This is a genomic window from Mastigocoleus sp. MO_188.B34, from assembly GCF_030065675.1.
GTDB lineage: Bacteria > Cyanobacteriota > Cyanobacteriia > Cyanobacteriales > Nostocaceae > Mastigocoleus.
On record NZ_JASJDK010000013.1, the window covers coordinates 1 to 18081 of the forward strand.

The window sequence follows — 18081 nt, forward strand, 5'->3', positions numbered from 1 at the left end:
CTTTAAGTTAATTTAAATTAACTTAAAGTTAAAGTTAATGTTTGTATGTAATGACGAACATTTGTATTAGATGCCAGAAATAAAATTAAAGTTCTAGTTAACATCACAGGCTCAATTCAAGAAAAACATAGACTTGAACCTAAAATAAGAAAAACTTATGATTCTCTCTCCGTGCCCTATCTGTATTTTGGTAATAGTGAGAATTTTGGTGGTAGTGAGATTTTATGTCTAGGAATGTTGAAATAAAGTTTCTAGGTAAACCCGAGCAGCTTGACGATCGCTATCTCCATTTTGAAGTAAAAACAGAGACAATGCTGCAGTCAGAACTCTATCTCTATCCCAGTCAGGATGCTTCTCCAAGTACTTGTTAAGGGATTCGTGTAGAGTTTCAGGAATTTCAGTAAAAATGCTAACTGTTGCGTTCATAATATTTTTCTCTTAGTACGGTCTATCAACGGGAAACTTTGCTTTTAATAAATAATAATCTGGTGAAAACACCTTTGTTTTAGTTCAAAAATAAGTTACGGATAACAGAGTTTTTCACAGAGCTATTGAGGAAACTACAAAAGCAAGCCGCATCATTGTGCGGCAAGAGGGGGTGGGTTTGTCAATGCTGCGAAATGTAAAGAAGGTATTTATAAAAAATAAAGACTCACGAGACAATAAGGGTTTGGGGTTATTTTTTGTAATATATATTAATATTAACTCAGTCTATTAAATTAAAAACCTCAAATAGAAAAAATCCCCAGCGAAACAATAAAGAGCTTGTAAAACCGTAAAATGGTTGTGGAAAACTTCTATACAGCCTGTGGAAATGTTGTGGAATGAGTGAGGAAAACTTTCGTTAATGATAAGAATTACAAAAATATAGTTTGCACTATAGTTTTTTTAAATACACAAAATAATGACGTTACCTTTCCTGTCCCGCCTTGCTTCGTGGTTGCCTAAATTTAATCGCCAAGTTTGGATTTTGGCATCTGGTCGATTTCTATCGGAATTGGGTACGGGTTTCACCTTGTTTTATGCACCCATTTTCTTTGTCAATCAACTAGATTTGTCCACAACTGCCGTTGGTTTGGCATTGGGTAGCGCATCAATATCTGGGATTTTTGGGCGAATTTTAGGAGGTTATGCAGTTGATTCCAGTTTTTGGGGGCGTCGTAGAACTTTATTGCTTTCTGCGGCTATTTCGGCTGTGGGCTCTTTTGTTTTAGCCGCGAGTTTTGATTTTGTCACCCTTATTATCGGAAATTTAATTGGTGGGATGGGAGCGGGATTGTATTGGCCAGCGACGGAGGCTGTGGTTGCTGACATAACCCAGCCAGAGCATCAAAGAGAAGCCTTTGCTCTAAATCGGCTAGCCGATAATCTTGGTTTGGGAATGGGGATTGTTTTAGGAGGTATTTTAGTTGTAGCCACGAAAAGTTATCGTGCTTTATTTGCGATCGATGCTATTTCCTTCGTATTATTCTTCGGTGTTATTTTTGTCGCAATTCAAGAAACTTATCGTCCCCAAAAAAACGCTGTGGAAAAAATGCTACCTTTCAGTTCTTGGATGACAGCATTAGGGGATCGTCGTTTACAGGTTTTTATTAGTATTAATATTATTCTTACGACTTACATCTCTCAGTTACAGAGTACTCTTCCTGTCTACTTCAAAAATTACATTCCAGGACAAAATGGAAAATTTGGGTTTACTGAAACAATCATCAGTGGTCTTTTCACTTGGCATTTGATTTTAGCTGTAATTTCTCAGCTACCTGTGGCGAAAATTCTCAACAAACTCTCCCACGCCCGAGCCTTGATGGTTTCTAGTATGTTGTGGGCTGTGGGTTTTATTCTTATTTGGCGTGCGGGTATATCTAGCTCAGGAAATCTATATTGGGCGGCGATGGGTTTAGCTGCGTTTGCCCTTGCTATCGTCTCCTATACGCCTTCTGCATCTGCCTTAATTAGTGATATTGCCCCATCATCCCAAAGGGGTGTTTACTTCTCTTTAAATTCCCTTTGTTGGGCTGTAGGTTACTTTATTGGACCTCCTTTGGGGGGTTGGGTATTGGATAAACCAAGAATTTTTGTGGATAATTTTTGGTTAGGCTTAGCTTTAAGCACGAGTATCACGATCGTAATTTTGCGCTATTTAGGCAAAGTTATGGCTGATGTGGGTCGCAATCGGGAATAATTTTTTGGGAGTCGGGAGTCAGAAGTCAGGAGTCGGGAGTCAGGAGTCGGGAGTCAGGAGTCGGTGGTTAGTAGGGTTTATAGAAATCCACACAAAACTACTCAAAAGTGATCAATAATAGTCTTCTAAGTTTGTAGTCCATTCCAAAGGTCTAGAGCTAAAGGGATAAATGGTAATCCCTCTATTCCCTTAAAAGCATCGGGAATATTTTAGGAATAATATTCATAAGATATTATCTAACTGCTGCTAACCCATTACCCATTACCCATTACCCATTACCCATTACTCATTCGGTTACCAGTCTCTCTCTTACTTTCTTCTTTCTTGCAATTTCCGATATACGGCTTTGATATCTACTTGGTGATGAGCTAAAGCCACAAGGGTGTGATAAAGTAAGTCAGCAACTTCACCTGCAATTTCATCAGGCTCGTCGTCTTTGAAAGCCATCACGACCTCAGCGCTTTCCTCGCCAATTTTCTTCAAAATCTTATTGTCCCCACCTTTGAATAACTTGCAGGTGTATGAGTCTTCTGAAGGGTTGTCTCTGCGATCGCAAATTACCTGAAATACTTGTGATAGGGTATCTGCTGGTGGTGGGTTGATTTTACCATCTACTTGATGAAAGCAACTGCGTTCGCCGGTATGACAGGCAATATCGCCTATTTGCTCTACACTGACCAATAAAGCATCACTATCACAGTCATAGCGGATACTTTTAACTTTTTGTAGATGTCCGGAAGTTTCTCCTTTATGCCATAATTCCTGACGAGAACGACTCCAGAACCATGTCTCGCCGGTTTCTAACGTTTTCTTTAAAGATTCTTGATTCATCCACGCCATCATTAAAACCGTACCATCCAAATAATCTTGCACTATGGATGGAACAAGACCCTTGTCATCGTAGCGAATCTGGTCCAGAGGTATGATGTTATTTAAAATCTTAGATTCAAAAGCTTCGATTTCAGACGAAAGCATACCAACTACCCCAATTTCAATTGAAATTACTCATGGTCTAAAATACCATCTTGCAGAGAGCAGTTGACATGCTTTCCCAAATATTCATGTTTTTTTATCTTAGAATTCAGCTTTAGACAATTACATTGCCGTGCATTGCCGACTGCATTTTGACAGCGCTTAAAGCGACCTGGTGAGCCTTAGGGGCTTCTCCATACCAGTGTATTGCCGAGTTGAAAGCAGCTCGGTAAATATCTTGGTATGCCTCAGATAGGCGAGTACGAATCTCCAAAGGCAAGTCTTGATTGGACTTATATAACATATTGTTATTTCCTGGTTCCGCTGTGTGCCGCTTATTTACTACGATATGAGTTCATAAGCAGTCTTTGACACTATCCTAAGATAGAGCTTTTAATTCCCTATTGTAGGAGATAACCTTGGTAAATACCATAACTAAAACTACAAAATCACAAGAAATCTTTGCTGCGGCTCAAAACTTGATGCCGGGTGGAGTAAGTTCGCCAGTTCGAGCCTTTAAGTCGGTGGGCGGTCAGCCGATTGTTTTCGATCGAGTTAAAGGTGCCCATATTTGGGATGTGGACGGTAATCAGTATGTTGATTACGTCGGTACTTGGGGACCAGCAATTTGCGGTCACGCTCATCCTGAAGTAATTGCAGCGTTGCATGAAACTTTAGATAAAGGTACTAGCTTTGGTGCCCCCTGTGCCCTAGAAAATGTTTTGGCGCAGATGGTCATTGATGCTGTTCCTAGCATCGAAATGGTAAGATTTGTTAACTCTGGTACTGAAGCTTGTATGGCTGTTTTACGGCTAATGCGAGCCTTTACCAAGCGAGATAAAGTTATCAAGTTTGAGGGCTGCTATCACGGTCATGCCGACATGTTCTTGGTGAAGGCGGGTTCCGGGGTCGCGACCTTGGGTCTGCCGGATTCTCCAGGGGTACCAAAGTCTGTTACCAGTAGCACTTTAACTGCGCCTTATAACGATCTGGAAGCTGTTAAAGCTTTATTTGCAGAAAACCGCGATGAAATTGCTGGGGTCATCTTAGAGCCAGTAGTTGGTAATGCTGGTTTTATTACCCCTGATGCTGGGTTCTTAGAAGGTTTAAGAGAAATTACCCAAGAGAATGGTGCTTTACTTGTCTTTGATGAAGTCATGACAGGTTTCCGCATCGCTTATGGTGGGGCTCAAGAAAAGTTTGGGGTTACTCCTGACTTAACAACCTTGGGTAAAATTATTGGCGGTGGCTTACCTGTTGGTGCTTATGGTGGTCGTCGAGATATCATGTCTATGGTCGCTCCTGCAGGACCGATGTATCAAGCTGGTACTTTATCGGGTAATCCTTTAGCTATGACAGCAGGGATCAAGACACTGGAACTGTTGCAGAAACCTGGAACTTATGAGTATCTCGACCAAATAACCAAAAAACTGATAGATGGTTTATTGCAAGTAGCAAGAGAAACAGGTCACCAGGTCTGTGGCGGTCAAATTAGCGGTATGTTCGGTATGTTTTTCAATGCTGGACCGGTTCACAGCTATGATGATGCCAAAAATTCTGATACTGCAAAATTTGGGCGTTACCATCGCGGGATGTTAGAACGGGGTATTTACTTAGCTCCATCCCAATTTGAAGCTGGATTTACTTCTATTGCTCACACCGAAGAAGATATTGAGAAAACTTTAGCGGCTGCGCGAGATGTAATGTCAAGTTTGTAATTTCAGACTGTAATACTTTCTCCGCAATCATTTGTACCTAACCAAGTATCTTTATAAAGAATCTGTATAAGGTTCGTGCTACTTTCGGTTTAACTTAATCTCTTTTAATTCCCCATAGCATAAATCTATTTGGGGTCTCTCACAGATGAAAACCCCGTCTAACCACGGACGGGGTTTATAATCTTTTAGTTTTCCTAGTTTTCCCAGTATTGTTTAGCTTGGTATGCATACAGCACGAGCCCTATCCCGCAGCACATTTACAGCCAGTGTGACCACAACCAGAACCATTTACATGCCCATTAGCGCAAACTTCGGAACAATAATATTGGCCATTTTTGGCAATTGCATCTTTGAGTGAGACAATACACAGACAATCTGCACAAGCACATTTCATTGAAGTGACATCTGCCATAATTCCAGCTTCCTAAACAAATTGGCTATGTGAGTATATTACCAATTTGTTCAAAGGGGATAATGATTCAAACTCTCTCAAAAGTTAAATAAAAGTTAAAGAACTGGGTATTTTGTAAAGATTATTTCTAATAAGACATTAATTAACAGATAACTTAATTTTCTCTATTCTTAAATGTTAATTAACCTTGTGCAGTCTTCAGGGCTTCACCACGACGGGGTAAGTTAAATGAAATTAACCAAGTGAGTGTCAAACATATAACTGCACCCCAAAGACATCCTGTTAAACCAAATGCCTGATACAGTAATCCCGATGTAATGGTTCCAAGTAATCTTCCACCAGCATTCGCCATATAGTAAAAACCAACATTGAGGGCGACTTTGTCACTATCTGTATAATTAAGAACAAGATAGCTGTGAATTGACGAATTGACCGCAAAAACTAAACCAAATATTCCCAAACCCAGGATAATTACCCAAGAAACTTGCCAGTTAAATTCTATAAGGGTAGCTATAGTTGCTGTCACAATGGTCAGGACGAAAACCCAAATCTGAGATGTAGCCCCATCAGGCGTAATTCCATCTTGACGATTAAATAAGTTTGGTGCAGCACCCTGTACAATACCGTAGCCAATTACCCATACCGCAAAGAATGTACCAATCGCCACGAAACTCCATCCCAAAACAGTTTCCATATAAAGCGGTAAACCTACCACAAACCATACATCTCGCGCGCCGAAGAGGAAAAGGCGTGCAGCAGAGAGAGCATTGATGGCTGGGGTTTTACTGAAAAGCTCCCTGAATGGGACTTTATCCTTTGTTTTACCCATATCTCTTTTGAGGAACAAAGTGCTCAATGCTAAAACAATCCCTAGCCCAACGACCATAATCCAAAGAGAATAGGAAAAACCGACTGTTGTCAACAGTGTGGAGCCCAAGAAAAAACCAACACCTTTGAGGGCGTTTTTGCTACCAGTTAGAATTGCAACCCATTTAAAGAGTGTACCTTCTGCATTTGGTGGTACAACTAGCTTAATAGCACTTTTTGAACTCATCTTAGTTAAATCTTTAGCAATGCCTGATAGGGATTGAGATGCCATCACGTATGCGATCGCCACCCACTGCGGCCATGTTGTAGGTAATACTGCTAGCATACTGAGAGCTACAATCTGAATACCCAATCCGCTAAAGAGAGTTAGCTTGAGACCAAAGCGAGAACCAATCCAACCACCAATGAAATTGGTAACAATACCAAAGAACTCATACAGTACAAAAAGAGCAGCAACTTCAAGTGGACTATAACCAAGGCGATAAAAATAGAGCAAAACTAACATGCGCAGCGCGCCATCTGTCAAGGTGAAACCCCAGTAGGCTGCAGTTACAAGTCCATAGCTCGTAATATCGACTTGTTCTACCACATCAGCATTGAAGTTTTCTACTTGCGACGATTGATTATTTGCAGTACTGGACATGGATAATTCCTCACTTATTTTAAGAATCCAGCAACTTTTTCAGTCAAATCGATCATGCGATTAGCGTAGCCCCACTCATTGTCGTACCATGCAAAAATTTTCACCAATCTTCCATCAACTACCATGGTTGACTTGGCATCGATAATTGAAGAACGTGGATCGTTGAGATAATCAGAGGAAACCAGTGGACGTTCTTCATATCCTAAAATGCCTTTTAATTCACCCTCTGCAGCTGCTCGAAAAAGCTGATTAATTTCTTCAATAGTCGTTTCCCGTTGCACTTCAAATACGGCATCAGTCAGAGATGCATTGAGTAGGGGGACACGTACAGCAATTCCGTTGAGCTTACCTTTTAATTCAGGGTAGATCATTGCGATCGCAGTTGCTGAGCCGGTAGTTGTTGGAATCAGATTTTGAATTGCAGAACGGGAGCGACGCAGATCTTTATGTGGCGCATCGACGATTACTTGGGTATTCGTTACGTCATGAACAGTTGTGATAATTCCACGTTCAATGCCGATACCATAATGTATAACTTTAACAACCGGAGCCAAGCAATTCGTTGTACAAGAGGCGGCTGTAATGATGTGATGTTTCTCTGGGTTATATAGATGGTCATTACACCCCATCACAATGTTCAATACTTCTTCTTTGACTGGAGCAGATACAATAACTTTGCGTACCCCATGGTGAAGATAAGTCTCTAATGTATTTAGAGTCCGAAATTTACCACTACACTCCAAAACTATATCAACGCCTAAGTCTTGCCATGGTACATCTTTTGATGTCATACCTTCGCTGAATGTCAGCAGGTAATTACTTTGCAGATCTTCTCCGAGTTTACCGTCAACCCGAATTTTTCCATTTTCAATAGAGGTACTGCGTTCCCATCGACCATGAACGGAATCAAATTCAAGTAGATGTGCTGCTCCCTGTAAGCCGATAAATGGATCGTTCACGTGAACGAACTCTATGTTTTTTGAGTTCAATCCCGCTCTTAAAGCAAGACGACCGATACGCCCGAAGCCGTTAATCCCTACTCGAATCGCCATTTCCTAAATTCTCCGCTTTCAAGTTCAATAAATTTCTGCAGCGCTCTATCAGCATCCATCAGCCATAAACTATTGATGACTTCAAGTTATGCTGACATGTTCAGAAAGTAAAAATTAGTAAGCAAAGACGTTTCACATATTAAAAAATTATTTTTAAAACATCACTCTGAAGTAGTAATTCATCAAATTGTAATACTTCTTTAAAAAAAATGATGTTCTTTATTTAGCTATTATTTTCTTTCTAGGTAAATAATATTGTTAACACAATAAATAATATTAAATGCTTGATAGTTTACCGGTAGTTATTCTGTTGGGACTTTATATCGCCTGGAATCTGGGTGCAAATGATGTTGCAAATTCCATGGGAACTTCCGTCGGTTCTAAAGCTGTTACTCTAAAACAAGCATTAATTATTGCTGGAATTTTAGAGTTTAGTGGGGCAGTATTGTTTGGAGATCAAGTTTCCAAGCGGTTAGCTGGTGAGATTATTAATGCAGAATTATTTGCACATCAACCTCAGATTTTAGTTACCGGAATGATCTCAGTTTTGCTTGCTTGTGGTCTATGGTTGCAAATTGCAACTTATAAAGGCTTACCGGTATCTTCCTCTCATGCTGTTGTCGGTGCGATCGCTGGATTTAGCTGGGTTGCTGTAGGTGCAACTGCAATTGATTGGTTGTCAATTGAAGAGATTACTTTTGGATGGGTATTAACCCCTGTGATTAGTGGACTTACTGCTGCTTTTTTATATAAACAAATTTGTTTCTGGATTTTAGATAAACCAGAACCACTATTTTACTTGCGGGAGTGGATACCTTGGTTAAGCGTAATGTTATTTGGAATATTCGGTGCCATTGTTTTACCGATACTTACTCCAAAATTAAGTGATTTTTTACTCAGAAAAATAGGGATAAATGTTGTCAGTTGGGATATTTCCTTGTTTGCAGGTGTGACTGGTGCATTAGGACTCACTATTTATAGTTGGCGACAATTAGATGTAATTGCAAGCAGACAAAATACTTCCTATTCCCAATCTCCCATTGAAAATATTTTTGCTCGCTTCCAATTAGTCAGTGCTTGTTTTGTTGCTTTTGCTCATGGTTCTAATGATGTAGGGAATGCGATCGCACCTTTGGCTGCGATTGTATATATAAAAAATACTGGTAACGTTCCCGGTGACGATCTCGATATTCCCACTTGGATTTTAATTGTTGGTGGAATCGGTATTATTGCCGGTTTGGGAGTATGGGGAAAAAAAGTCATTGCGACTATCGGGGAAAATATTATTACTTTGGAACCCAGTAGCGGATTATGCGCTGAACTGGCTACTGCTACAACTGTTTTATTTGCATCCACCCTGGGTTTACCTGTTTCGACTTCCCATGCTCTTGTTGGTGCTGTTGTGGGAATTGGGTTAATGAAAAATTCTGATTCGCTCCAGTTAGCTACCATTCGAGGAATTGCTGCAGCTTGGTTTATTACTATTCCTGTCAGCGCACTTTTAAGCGCTACTATTTTTAGTGCTTTGCTTCTGCTGAGTTAGAGGATATTTAAAAAGTCATATTATTTACCTAAAATATCTTGGTTCTCCCTAAATTCCCCATTTGCGCAGTGTTTCCGATGTGTTAGGAGAGTTTTGCCCGTTTTTAAGGGGTGTAGGGGGATCTAAACAATAATTTAGAGTGATAAGCGATACTTTCCAAACATCCTTTTAGAAAGACAAAGAAATCAAATAGGTAATTTTGCACTGACTAAGCAAAGAATATTTGAATGATAAATAGTTGACGATCAATGTTTTATCGCTAATGTTTATTTGTAAGCAGATTTACTCACTATCCATATTTCACATATTTTTATTATCAGTTGCGAACATATGGAAGTTTATAGTTATAGGTAATAGTATTTTTTATCACAAATTATAAGTGGAGAAATACTGTATGTTTAATAATTACCAAGAGCGTTAAATTATTACCGATTTGAGTAAATATCTCGGAGAGATGCAGAGAATAATTTTTATCTGAGTCACTCCAATATCAAATCTCTAATTTTTTTTAGTAGTATTAAACTGAATTAGTCCGAGCCTTCTAGATTTTAGGTAAGTTTTTATGATAAAAGTATGACTGTCATTGGGCTACGCATTATTATTAGTAAATATTTGTTACTAAGAAAATAATTTTGTGTAAATAATTTTGTGTAAATATTCTTATATAAATAATATTTAGTCAATCTTATTTGATTTAAACTTTATCCTTTAATCTGGCACAATGCAGAAAATAGCTAAACTGTCAGCACTAAAAAATAAATCAGAAACAGCTTCATCCTCAAAGGATCAAAGGTAAAAGAGTAATGGGGCGATTTGAGAGGCGACCAAAAAATCCAAGATCCAATGGCGATCCATCCACAGCAGCACAGACCGCCTTAAAAGCTGTTACTGAGGATTTGCAAGTTATCCAGCGTAATTTGCTCAAGTCATTGCGAGAAGATATTAAGCGCTTAGAACGAGAGAAAATCCGTTTAGCGGATGATATCAGACGTTTACAGGAAGAAAAAGAACAGTTACAGCAAGGACGAGACTTGGGCGAGATTCAAGCTTTGGTACGCCAAGTCGCACAGGTTTTAGCAAATCATCTATCCACCCAACTCCAATCTTCATTGGAGAGCTTAGCCAATCGAGCAAGTGGGGTTCCTTCTGGAAGAGAAAGTAATTTACAATTAAATACTGCAGAATCAGAACAAAGTAACGCCCAGTTACTTGATACTTTACAAGGTGCTTTGACTATCAGTTTGAGTTCCCTACAGCAAGAGATTAATAATTATCAAAGCAGTATTTCTCAACAGTTGTCGCGAATGTACGACCGACAACAGCAAGGAGAGGTAATCTTAACAGAACTGGTCGAACGTTTACGTGTGGAATTGGAAGGAGTCACAGAAGACAGTTTGACTTTAGAAGTTTCCAGTCCTCCAATAGAAGCAACACCATCAGATTTGACATCAACTGAGGAAGAAGAAAGTCCTTTTGAAATTCATCCCAACTCGGGAATATATAACCGTTCTGGGGATACAAAACTACAAAACGATCTCTTCCCTGATCCGAATGTAAATCCAATTCCTGCAAAACCAATTCCTGCAAAACCAATTCCTGGAAGAGAAGTATCACCAGAGGAAATTATTACCCCTCCCCCTCCACCTCAATCTGAACGTTCTGAGTCTCTGATATCTCCATCTAAAGACTCCTTACCAGCTATAACCCCATCAGTACCACCCCAAATTCAGCGGGACAATATACCCCAAGGGCGACCTACAAAACAGACGACACAAGCTCCGAAGGGACTAATAACCTCTCCTACTGGCTTAATTTTGATTTTTCTCTCATCTTTGGTGTCGGCACTTTATAATCTGATTATCAAGATTATTGTCCAACCAAACTCGGAAATTTTTGGCGTACTCAGTATGGAGAGTTTAATGACTCCAACCTTGGGTAATTCTATGTTGTTGTTAATGCTCAGGATGTTAGTGGTGGTACCGCTAATGTTTGTTTTAGCACCAATTCTTCATCCACGAGTATGGCAAGATTTACAGAATCTCATTAAATCATTTAGAGGAAAAGCATCTGCAGGGCGAAAAAATTCTAAGCGTCTCCTAATTTTATCAATTGTCAGTGGTAGCTTTTTATTTTTGTCCCAGGTATTGACTTATATTGCTCTTGGACAAATACCTACCGGAATGGCGACATCTTTAATATTTATCTATCCGGTAGTCAGTGGTCTTTTATCGTGGTTTCTATTTCGCGATCGCCCTTCTCCTTTTCGAGTTGCTGCAATGTGCACCATTGGTTTTGGACAATTATTGCTTTTAGTCGCAGGTTTCGGGGTCGGGATAGAGAATGTCACGAATGGAAGTAGTGCAGCTTTTGGTGCGGGGATCGCTTTTGCATTTTATATAATTTTTACCCGAATTTGTGCGGCGAAACTACATCCAATTTCTTTTACCGCAATCAATTTCTGTACGATGTTGGTACTGTCTTTCATTGGTTTGATAATTCCCTTGCCTGTAGATTGGGGTTTAGAAGTCAATCAAATAAACCTTTTTGACTTGATACTAATTAGTTTCGCTTTGGGTGTAATGACAATTCTTGGCTATTTACTGAATAATTTCGGAGTCCGCAAACTCGGTGCAACAAGAGCAGGAGTATTTGGTGCTATTGTGCCAGTTTTAACTGTAATTTGTGCGGGTATAATTATTCAGGAAGAATTAGGAATAGTCCAAATTATTGGAGTTTTATTAATTACTTTTGGTGTTGCAGCTTTCAGCTTAGATAAAATCAAAAGTCAACCTGCAACTTCTCGCTCCAGGTAGTTTCTAACTGCATCGGAATTATATTTTAAACACAGAAGGGTGGAGATTTCTTCAGTCAGCTTTTAAGTCATACTTATGATTCGAAGTGCTATTCATTAGCATTTCTGTAAGGTAGCAAAAGATAAAGAGAGAAAGGTTTTGGATGCAGCAAGCTGTTCCTATGGGGAGCACATGACGGGAGCTATGTTGTTCGCTGTAAGCCCATCCAAAGACCTCTGGTGCATTTTACTCACACCGACGGCGCAGATTAAGCGCGTGTCCGTAGGAGAAACTTTATAAATTTTTTTTCTTATATTAATTTCAAAAAAAGCCGCTACACATAAGTTCTTTAAATTTATTACCCTATTCTCTTTGATTAATTAACTGCTGTGGTATTAAAGGAGATTGCTATTAGTTAAAAGACTTAAACAAGAATAATTACCTGCATCAACACAAGTAATTCATCGAAAATTATGATTAAAATCAGGCTAACTTATATAGATTTAAATACAAAAGTAGCAAGGACTTAGGTTTACCACATTATTCCTTACTTCAACTTAGACGATATATTAGGAATTTTCAGGTTCCTATAAGTACTTACCTAGAATAACTTTTTTACAATTTAAATCACAAATGTATCATAGACAACTATCAAAAGCCTATACTATGATGCTATTATTATCAGGCTAATAATATATTTACTCTATTAAAAGTTGCTACTAATACAGGGATAAGCTATGACAACCAAATTAATAAATACCTTAGCTGAAACAATGGGCGCTCATCTCCATTTACTCAATTTAGGTAAATTCTAAAGTTGTCAATAGTAAATATATCCTAGATATTTAGTCAAATAGTAATTGATACAACTACAAATGTATTATTAATTACTAGCTCAGGTTTAGGTTATTTCAACATCCGAACCTCATAACCGTAGGCTTAATTACACATAAATATTATTCTATACATTCAATTACGGATATTAGTCTTGATGTACCTCGAGAATTTACTGAGTATTATTTTGCAACTTTTAGCTATAAGGTTTTCTCTTTTCTCTTTTTGACCTTACTAATTTCAAAAACAAAAAGTGCCTGGACGTGTTGCCGTGTTTCCACTCCAAGCACCCTTTGGTTTACACTTGCTCCTCACACACAAATCTAAGATATCACTGGTTTTACGAATCGACAAGTATGCTAGGTGACAGTTTTGGAATTGTACACATTTTTTTTTCGTTGTCGTTTTTTTGACAAAATAAAAAGCGCTTGGACGTGTTACCGTGTTTCCACTCCAAACGCTTCTTATTTTTAACTTGCTCCTCACACACAAATATAAGATAGCATTGCTGATTCAAATGTCAAAAGTAATTAGGTGACACTTTGGTAATTGCCATATTAGGCGATTGGGGATTAGGAATTGGGAATTAGGGATAGCACTGCGTGCCGCCGCTTCGCGCTTTGCGCGCGTTCTTAGCGGCATATGGGGATTGTGTTGATTAATCTTTAATCCCTACTCATTACTGTGGGCTGTGTACACTTACGTGTCCCGCTTTGCTAACGCGCCCCGCTATAGCTATAGCTGCGCTACCTGCGGAGCCGCTACCTACGGAGCCACTAACATTACTCATTACTCATTACTCACTGATTTTTCGTTCAATGCAAAAAGTGACGCATGCCGGTGAATATCATTGTTAAACCCAGTTCATTAGCTGCATTTATTGATTCTCGATCGCGAATACTTCCTCCCGGTTGAACAATGGCTGTAATTCCTTTCTCGGCTGCAGTTCTCACAGAATCATCAAAGGGAAAGAAACCGTCACTAGCAAGGAAGGCTCCTTTGGTTTTTTCTCCAGCTTGTTCTAAAGCTATTTTCGCCGCACCAACGCGGTTCATTTGTCCTGCACCAATACCTAAAGTTGTACGGTTGGCTGTAATGACAATGGCGTTAGATTTAACGTGTTTGCAAACTTTCCAAGCAAATAATAGTTCTGCTAGTTCGTCATCTGTGGGTTTTCTTTCTGTGACAATTTTCCATTTGCCAGGATCTACAGTTGCATCATCTGATGCTTGGATCAGTAAACCGCCTGCGATCGCTTTTATTGTTTGCTTGGGACCGTAATTTAAATCTGCTAGGGTTAAAACCCGTAATTTTGATTTCCCTGCAAGGATTTCTTTGGCTTCTGGCTCGCAACTTGGCGCAACCACACATTCCAAAAATGTCTTAGTTAGTTCGGTCGCAGTTGCTGCATCAATGGGGCGATTGAGGGCAACAATTCCACCAAATGCTGAAACAGAGTCAGCCGCAAGTGCTTTTTCGTAAGCTTCTTTGAGGGTGTCTCCCAGTGCTACACCACAAGGATTAGTATGTTTCAAAACTGCAGTTGCCGGTCGAACTGTAAATTCAGAAATTATTCGCCGTGCGGCTTCTAGATCGACTAAGTTGTTATAACTAAGTTCTTTTCCTTGAAGTTTTTCGGCAGCTACCCATCCACCATTATTTGTACCTGTTTGGTACCAAGCTGCACTTTGATGGGGATTTTCGCCGTAACGGAGAGCTTGTATTTGAGTGCCAGAAACTTGAAATTTTAGGGGTAATGTGGATTCAGTATCTGAAGTTTCTAAGTCTGATAGTTTGGATAAATATGTTGATATTGCCCGATCGTAATTAGCAGTGTGAGAAAAACCTTTCAAAGCACACTTTTGTCGGAAATTTAGCGATGCTTGACCGTCATTTTGTCGTAATTCTTGTAAATAATCTTCGTATTGCCCTGGATCGCAAAGAACTGTAAGGTGAGCAAAATTTTTGGATGCAGCCCTTAACATTGCAGGACCGCCAATATCTATCTTTTCTATCGCTTCTGATAAGGTTACCCCCGGTTTAGCGATTGTTTCTTCAAATGGGTAAAGATTAACTACAACTAAATCGATGGGATGAATTTGATTATCTGCTAAATCTGTCAAATCTTGGGGCACATCTCGACGGGCTAGAATTCCGCCATGAATCCGAGGATGCAGAGTTTTAACTCGACCACCTAAAATTTCGGGGGATTTCGTGTAGTCTGAAACTTTCTGAACGGTTATACCAGCTTCTTTTAAAGTTAAAGCTGTACCTCCACTGCTGATTATTTCAAAGTTAAATTCTTCGACTAAGCTTTTTGCTAAGTCAACTAAACCTGTTTTGTTCGATACGCTCAGCAGTGCTAGACGTGCCATATTTTCCCCGCTTCCTTTGGTAGACGTTCTTGAGAGCTGAAGATTATTTTACAAAGTGTCAAGACAACTATGAAACAAAGAAAGCTATAAAAGTGAATATTTTTATTAATATCTATGACATCAGTTAACAATATTAGTTAATAGTTGGCTTTTTGACATTTATTTGATTTACCATCGCACAGCCTGGTAGGCTCCCATTGGTGACAAATTATGGTATGAATTTCTTGAAAATCCTTAACTGTGATGGGAGGTTGGTCTCTGTCTTTAGAAGTAATTAGCATACCCCCAAATACAGGGGAAGCACCCAAAGCTTTAATTGTAATGTTGCATGGATGGGGAGCAAATTCCCAAGATTTAGCTCCACTTTCATCCTTGTTGAATTTACCCGACTATCAATTTCTGTTTCCAAATGCTCCTTTTCCCCATCCTTATTCATCTACTGGTAGGGCTTGGTACGAACTTATGAATGAAAGAAGTGGGGAGGGCTTACCAGAAAGTCGAAAAATGCTATTGGACTGGTTGCAATCTTTAGAAAAAACCACAAATGTACCTTTATCGCGGACAATTTTAAGCGGTTTTTCTCAAGGGGGAGCAATGACATTAGATATTGGCTTAACTTTACCCTTCGCCGGTTTAGTTTCCATGAGCGGATATTTGCATCCCAATCTCACTTTTGTAGGTAAAAATTCTTTTCCACCCACCTTAATTATTCACGGCAGAAATGATGAAGTTGTACCATTAGCTGCTGCAATCAACGCAAAAGAAACTTTAGAATCTATGGGAGTTACTCTCCAGTACCATGAGTTTAATATGGGTCATGAAATTCAACCCCCAACGATAGAATTAGTTCGGAATTTTGTCACCCAAATTATTCCTGATTGAAAGTTACATACTTTTTACACATTCGAGTAAAAATCCGGAATATTTTCACGAAAAAATTCCCGCTCAATGAGTAATATATATTGGGTGGCAACATTGGTTGCACTCAACCGGTGCTGGATGGTTTAGTCTGCTAAAGGGAGGGGCAATTATCATGAAGGTTTTGAGTATTTCTAAAAAAGACATTGCAGCAATGACTCCGACTGAGGTTGATAAATTAGCCGAACGCTTGGAGCAAGATAATTACAGCAATGCTTTTGAAGGTTTGGATGATTGGCATTTGCTACGAGCTATAGCTTTTCAACGTCCAGAGTTAGTTGAATCTTATATTCATCTTTTGGATTTGGAAGCTTACGACGAAGCATAAATGGAGCATAAATACTTGTATTTATGGTTTTATAATTGGCTAATAGTTAGTAGTTAGTAATTTTTTGATAAACAACAACCAAAACAACTAACAACTAACTATTACCAGTTTTTATGTCTGATTCAAAATTAAAAAAGGTTCTTGTGGGGGTTGGTGGTGGTATAGCCGCCTATAAAGTTTGTGAAGTTGTTTCCACACTTTTTCAAGCGGGAATGGAAGTGCGAGTTATTCTGACTAATTCTGCGCAAAAATTTGTTGCACCTTTAACTTTTGCAACTCTTTCTCGCCATGAAGCTTACATTGATGAATTGTTTTGGAAGTCGAGTAATCCCCGTCCACTACATATAGAGTTGGGGGAATGGGCGGATGTATTTGTAATTGCTCCTTTGACGGCTAATACTTTAGCAAAGTTAGCCTGTGGAATTGCTGATAATTTATTAACAAATACTGTTTTAGCTTCCAAGTGTCCCATACTTTTAGCTCCAGCGATGAATACTGAGATGTGGGAGCAGCATACGGTCAGGGATAATTGGGAAAAATTATTAACAGACAGCCGATATCATAGTATGGGAACGGCATCTGGTTTGCTGGCGTGCGATCGCATTGGGGCGGGACGAATGGCGGAACCAGCTGAAATAGTTAGCCATGTCTATTCTTTACTACACACAGCAGGGGAACGGGACTTATTTGGGAAACAGGTTTTAGTTAGTGGGGGTGGGACTAGAGAATATCTCGATCCCGTTCGATATATTGGTAATCCTTCAACGGGAAAAATGGGGTTGGCTTTGGCTCAAGCTGCTTTACATCGGGGAGCAAAAGTAACTTTGGTTCACGCACCCGTAACTTGGGATGTGCCTTTGGGAATAGAAGCAATTCCTGTAGTTACATCTGAAGAAATGCGACAAGCAATTATGTTGTATTTACAGATTGCTGACGTAATTATTATGTCGGCTGCTGTGGCAGATGTCAAACCACTTCAATATAGTAAGCACAAGTTACCAAAGTACCGCTTACCAGACAGTTTAGCTTTGGAACCTGTCACGGATATTATTGCTGAAATCGCCAGACGCAAACAACCCCGGCAAAAATTAGTTGGTTTTGCTGCGCAGACTGGAGATATTATCACTCCTGCATTCGAGAAGCTGCAACGAAAAAGTTTAGATGCAATTATTGCTAATCCCATTGACCAACCCGATAGCGGTTTTGGTAGCGATACAAATAAAGCCGTATTTTTAGATCGGTCGGGGCAACAGATAGAAATCCCACCTTGTTCTAAGTTGAAAATGGCACATCATATCTTTGATTTTCTGTAAGGAGTTTTTGCCGTTGGATTCAATGAAGTTAGACAAACTATAAGGATTCAAGAGCTACCAGTATCATTTAAGGTAACTGCTATTGCATCCTTGATTCTTCATTTGACAAATAAGCTTGCGAGAAGTAATGATTCTTTGACGGTGCGTTACGGCGCTTTCGAGAAGCTTGCT

General features: G+C 39.4%; 14 protein-coding genes. 7 read left to right on the forward strand and 7 right to left on the reverse strand.

The features are described from left to right. Window positions 1-228: 228 nt before the first annotated feature. Complete coding sequence (locus QNJ50_RS04745) at window positions 229-426, reverse strand: DUF2811 domain-containing protein (protein ID WP_058183586.1); 198 nt, start codon at window positions 424-426, stop codon at window positions 229-231. 478 nt (window positions 427-904) lie between these two features. Between QNJ50_RS04745 and QNJ50_RS04750 the strand changes: the two genes are divergently transcribed. Beyond that, window positions 905-2182: an MFS transporter gene (locus tag QNJ50_RS04750; protein WP_300632661.1), complete on the forward strand. Its 1278-nt coding sequence runs from the start codon at window positions 905-907 to the stop codon at window positions 2180-2182. Window positions 2183-2491: 309 nt separating this feature from the next. Here QNJ50_RS04750 and hisIE read toward each other — a convergent pair whose 3' ends face one another. Both hisIE and QNJ50_RS04760 read right to left on the reverse strand, forming a co-directional pair. Then, window positions 2492-3157, reverse strand: a complete 666-nt coding sequence (hisIE, locus tag QNJ50_RS04755; RefSeq protein WP_300632665.1) for a bifunctional phosphoribosyl-AMP cyclohydrolase/phosphoribosyl-ATP diphosphatase HisIE — start codon at window positions 3155-3157, stop codon at window positions 2492-2494. 112 nt (window positions 3158-3269) lie between these two features. Beyond that, window positions 3270-3458 (reverse strand): ChaB family protein, encoded by a 189-nt coding sequence (locus QNJ50_RS04760; RefSeq protein WP_300632668.1) that lies wholly within the window; start codon window positions 3456-3458, stop codon window positions 3270-3272. Window positions 3459-3573: 115 nt separating this feature from the next. Between QNJ50_RS04760 and hemL the strand changes: the two genes are divergently transcribed. Further along, entirely contained in the window at window positions 3574-4872 is a 1299-nt protein-coding gene (hemL, locus tag QNJ50_RS04765) for a glutamate-1-semialdehyde 2,1-aminomutase (protein ID WP_300632671.1), read from the forward strand. Window positions 4873-5113: 241 nt separating this feature from the next. On the opposite strand, the gene QNJ50_RS04770 is transcribed toward hemL, so the two are convergent. The 3 genes from QNJ50_RS04770 to QNJ50_RS04780 all read right to left on the reverse strand — a co-directional run bounded on the left by QNJ50_RS04770 (window position 5114) and on the right by QNJ50_RS04780 (window position 7807). Beyond that, entirely contained in the window at window positions 5114-5284 is a 171-nt protein-coding gene (locus tag QNJ50_RS04770; protein WP_300632673.1) for a metallothionein, read from the reverse strand. Between the two features lie 181 nt (window positions 5285-5465). After that, entirely contained in the window at window positions 5466-6755 is a 1290-nt protein-coding gene (gene arsJ / locus QNJ50_RS04775; protein WP_300632675.1) for an organoarsenical effux MFS transporter ArsJ, read from the reverse strand. A 14-nt stretch (window positions 6756-6769) separates the two neighbouring features. Then, window positions 6770-7807 (reverse strand): ArsJ-associated glyceraldehyde-3-phosphate dehydrogenase, encoded by a 1038-nt coding sequence (locus tag QNJ50_RS04780; RefSeq protein WP_300632677.1) that lies wholly within the window; start codon window positions 7805-7807, stop codon window positions 6770-6772. 280 nt (window positions 7808-8087) lie between these two features. Here QNJ50_RS04780 and QNJ50_RS04785 point away from each other — a divergent pair, with 280 nt between their 5' ends. Both QNJ50_RS04785 and QNJ50_RS04790 read left to right on the forward strand, forming a co-directional pair. Continuing rightward, window positions 8088-9350, forward strand: coding sequence for an inorganic phosphate transporter (locus tag QNJ50_RS04785; RefSeq protein ID WP_300632679.1), 1263 nt, complete (start codon window positions 8088-8090; stop codon window positions 9348-9350). An 803-nt stretch (window positions 9351-10153) separates the two neighbouring features. Further along, window positions 10154-12163: an EamA family transporter gene (locus tag QNJ50_RS04790; protein WP_300632681.1), complete on the forward strand. Its 2010-nt coding sequence runs from the start codon at window positions 10154-10156 to the stop codon at window positions 12161-12163. Window positions 12164-13791: 1628 nt separating this feature from the next. Here QNJ50_RS04790 and purH read toward each other — a convergent pair. Beyond that, on the reverse strand, window positions 13792-15351 hold the full coding sequence (gene purH / locus QNJ50_RS04795; RefSeq protein WP_300632683.1) for a bifunctional phosphoribosylaminoimidazolecarboxamide formyltransferase/IMP cyclohydrolase: 1560 nt from the start codon (window positions 15349-15351) through the stop codon (window positions 13792-13794). Between the two features lie 243 nt (window positions 15352-15594). On the opposite strand from purH, the gene QNJ50_RS04800 reads away from it, so the two are divergent. From QNJ50_RS04800 to coaBC, 3 genes are all read left to right on the forward strand, one after another. After that, on the forward strand, window positions 15595-16233 hold the full coding sequence (locus tag QNJ50_RS04800; RefSeq protein ID WP_300632686.1) for an alpha/beta hydrolase: 639 nt from the start codon (window positions 15595-15597) through the stop codon (window positions 16231-16233). Between the two features lie 151 nt (window positions 16234-16384). Continuing rightward, window positions 16385-16597 carry a DUF2555 domain-containing protein gene (locus tag QNJ50_RS04805; RefSeq protein WP_300632689.1) on the forward strand — a complete coding sequence of 71 codons (213 nt, stop codon included), beginning with the start codon at window positions 16385-16387 and terminating at the stop codon, window positions 16595-16597. 113 nt (window positions 16598-16710) lie between these two features. Then, window positions 16711-17910, forward strand: a complete 1200-nt coding sequence (coaBC, locus tag QNJ50_RS04810; protein WP_300632692.1) for a bifunctional phosphopantothenoylcysteine decarboxylase/phosphopantothenate--cysteine ligase CoaBC — start codon at window positions 16711-16713, stop codon at window positions 17908-17910. Window positions 17911-18081: the final 171 nt, after the last annotated feature.

Coding starts and splice junctions, on each gene's coding strand:
- QNJ50_RS04800 (WP_300632686.1), top strand. CDS start 15,595: ATGGGAGGTTGGTCTCTGTCTTTAGAAGTAATTAGCATACCCCCAAAT.
- coaBC (WP_300632692.1), top strand. CDS start 16,711: ATGTCTGATTCAAAATTAAAAAAGGTTCTTGTGGGGGTTGGTGGTGGT.
- QNJ50_RS04805 (WP_300632689.1), top strand. CDS start 16,385: ATGAAGGTTTTGAGTATTTCTAAAAAAGACATTGCAGCAATGACTCCG.
- QNJ50_RS04745 (WP_058183586.1), bottom strand. CDS start 426: ATGAACGCAACAGTTAGCATTTTTACTGAAATTCCTGAAACTCTACAC.
- QNJ50_RS04760 (WP_300632668.1), bottom strand. CDS start 3,458: ATGTTATATAAGTCCAATCAAGACTTGCCTTTGGAGATTCGTACTCGC.
- QNJ50_RS04780 (WP_300632677.1), bottom strand. CDS start 7,807: ATGGCGATTCGAGTAGGGATTAACGGCTTCGGGCGTATCGGTCGTCTT.
- purH (WP_300632683.1), bottom strand. CDS start 15,351: ATGGCACGTCTAGCACTGCTGAGCGTATCGAACAAAACAGGTTTAGTT.
- QNJ50_RS04770 (WP_300632673.1), bottom strand. CDS start 5,284: ATGGCAGATGTCACTTCAATGAAATGTGCTTGTGCAGATTGTCTGTGT.
- QNJ50_RS04790 (WP_300632681.1), top strand. CDS start 10,154: ATGGGGCGATTTGAGAGGCGACCAAAAAATCCAAGATCCAATGGCGAT.
- arsJ (WP_300632675.1), bottom strand. CDS start 6,755: ATGTCCAGTACTGCAAATAATCAATCGTCGCAAGTAGAAAACTTCAAT.
- QNJ50_RS04750 (WP_300632661.1), top strand. CDS start 905: ATGACGTTACCTTTCCTGTCCCGCCTTGCTTCGTGGTTGCCTAAATTT.
- QNJ50_RS04785 (WP_300632679.1), top strand. CDS start 8,088: ATGCTTGATAGTTTACCGGTAGTTATTCTGTTGGGACTTTATATCGCC.
- hisIE (WP_300632665.1), bottom strand. CDS start 3,157: ATGCTTTCGTCTGAAATCGAAGCTTTTGAATCTAAGATTTTAAATAAC.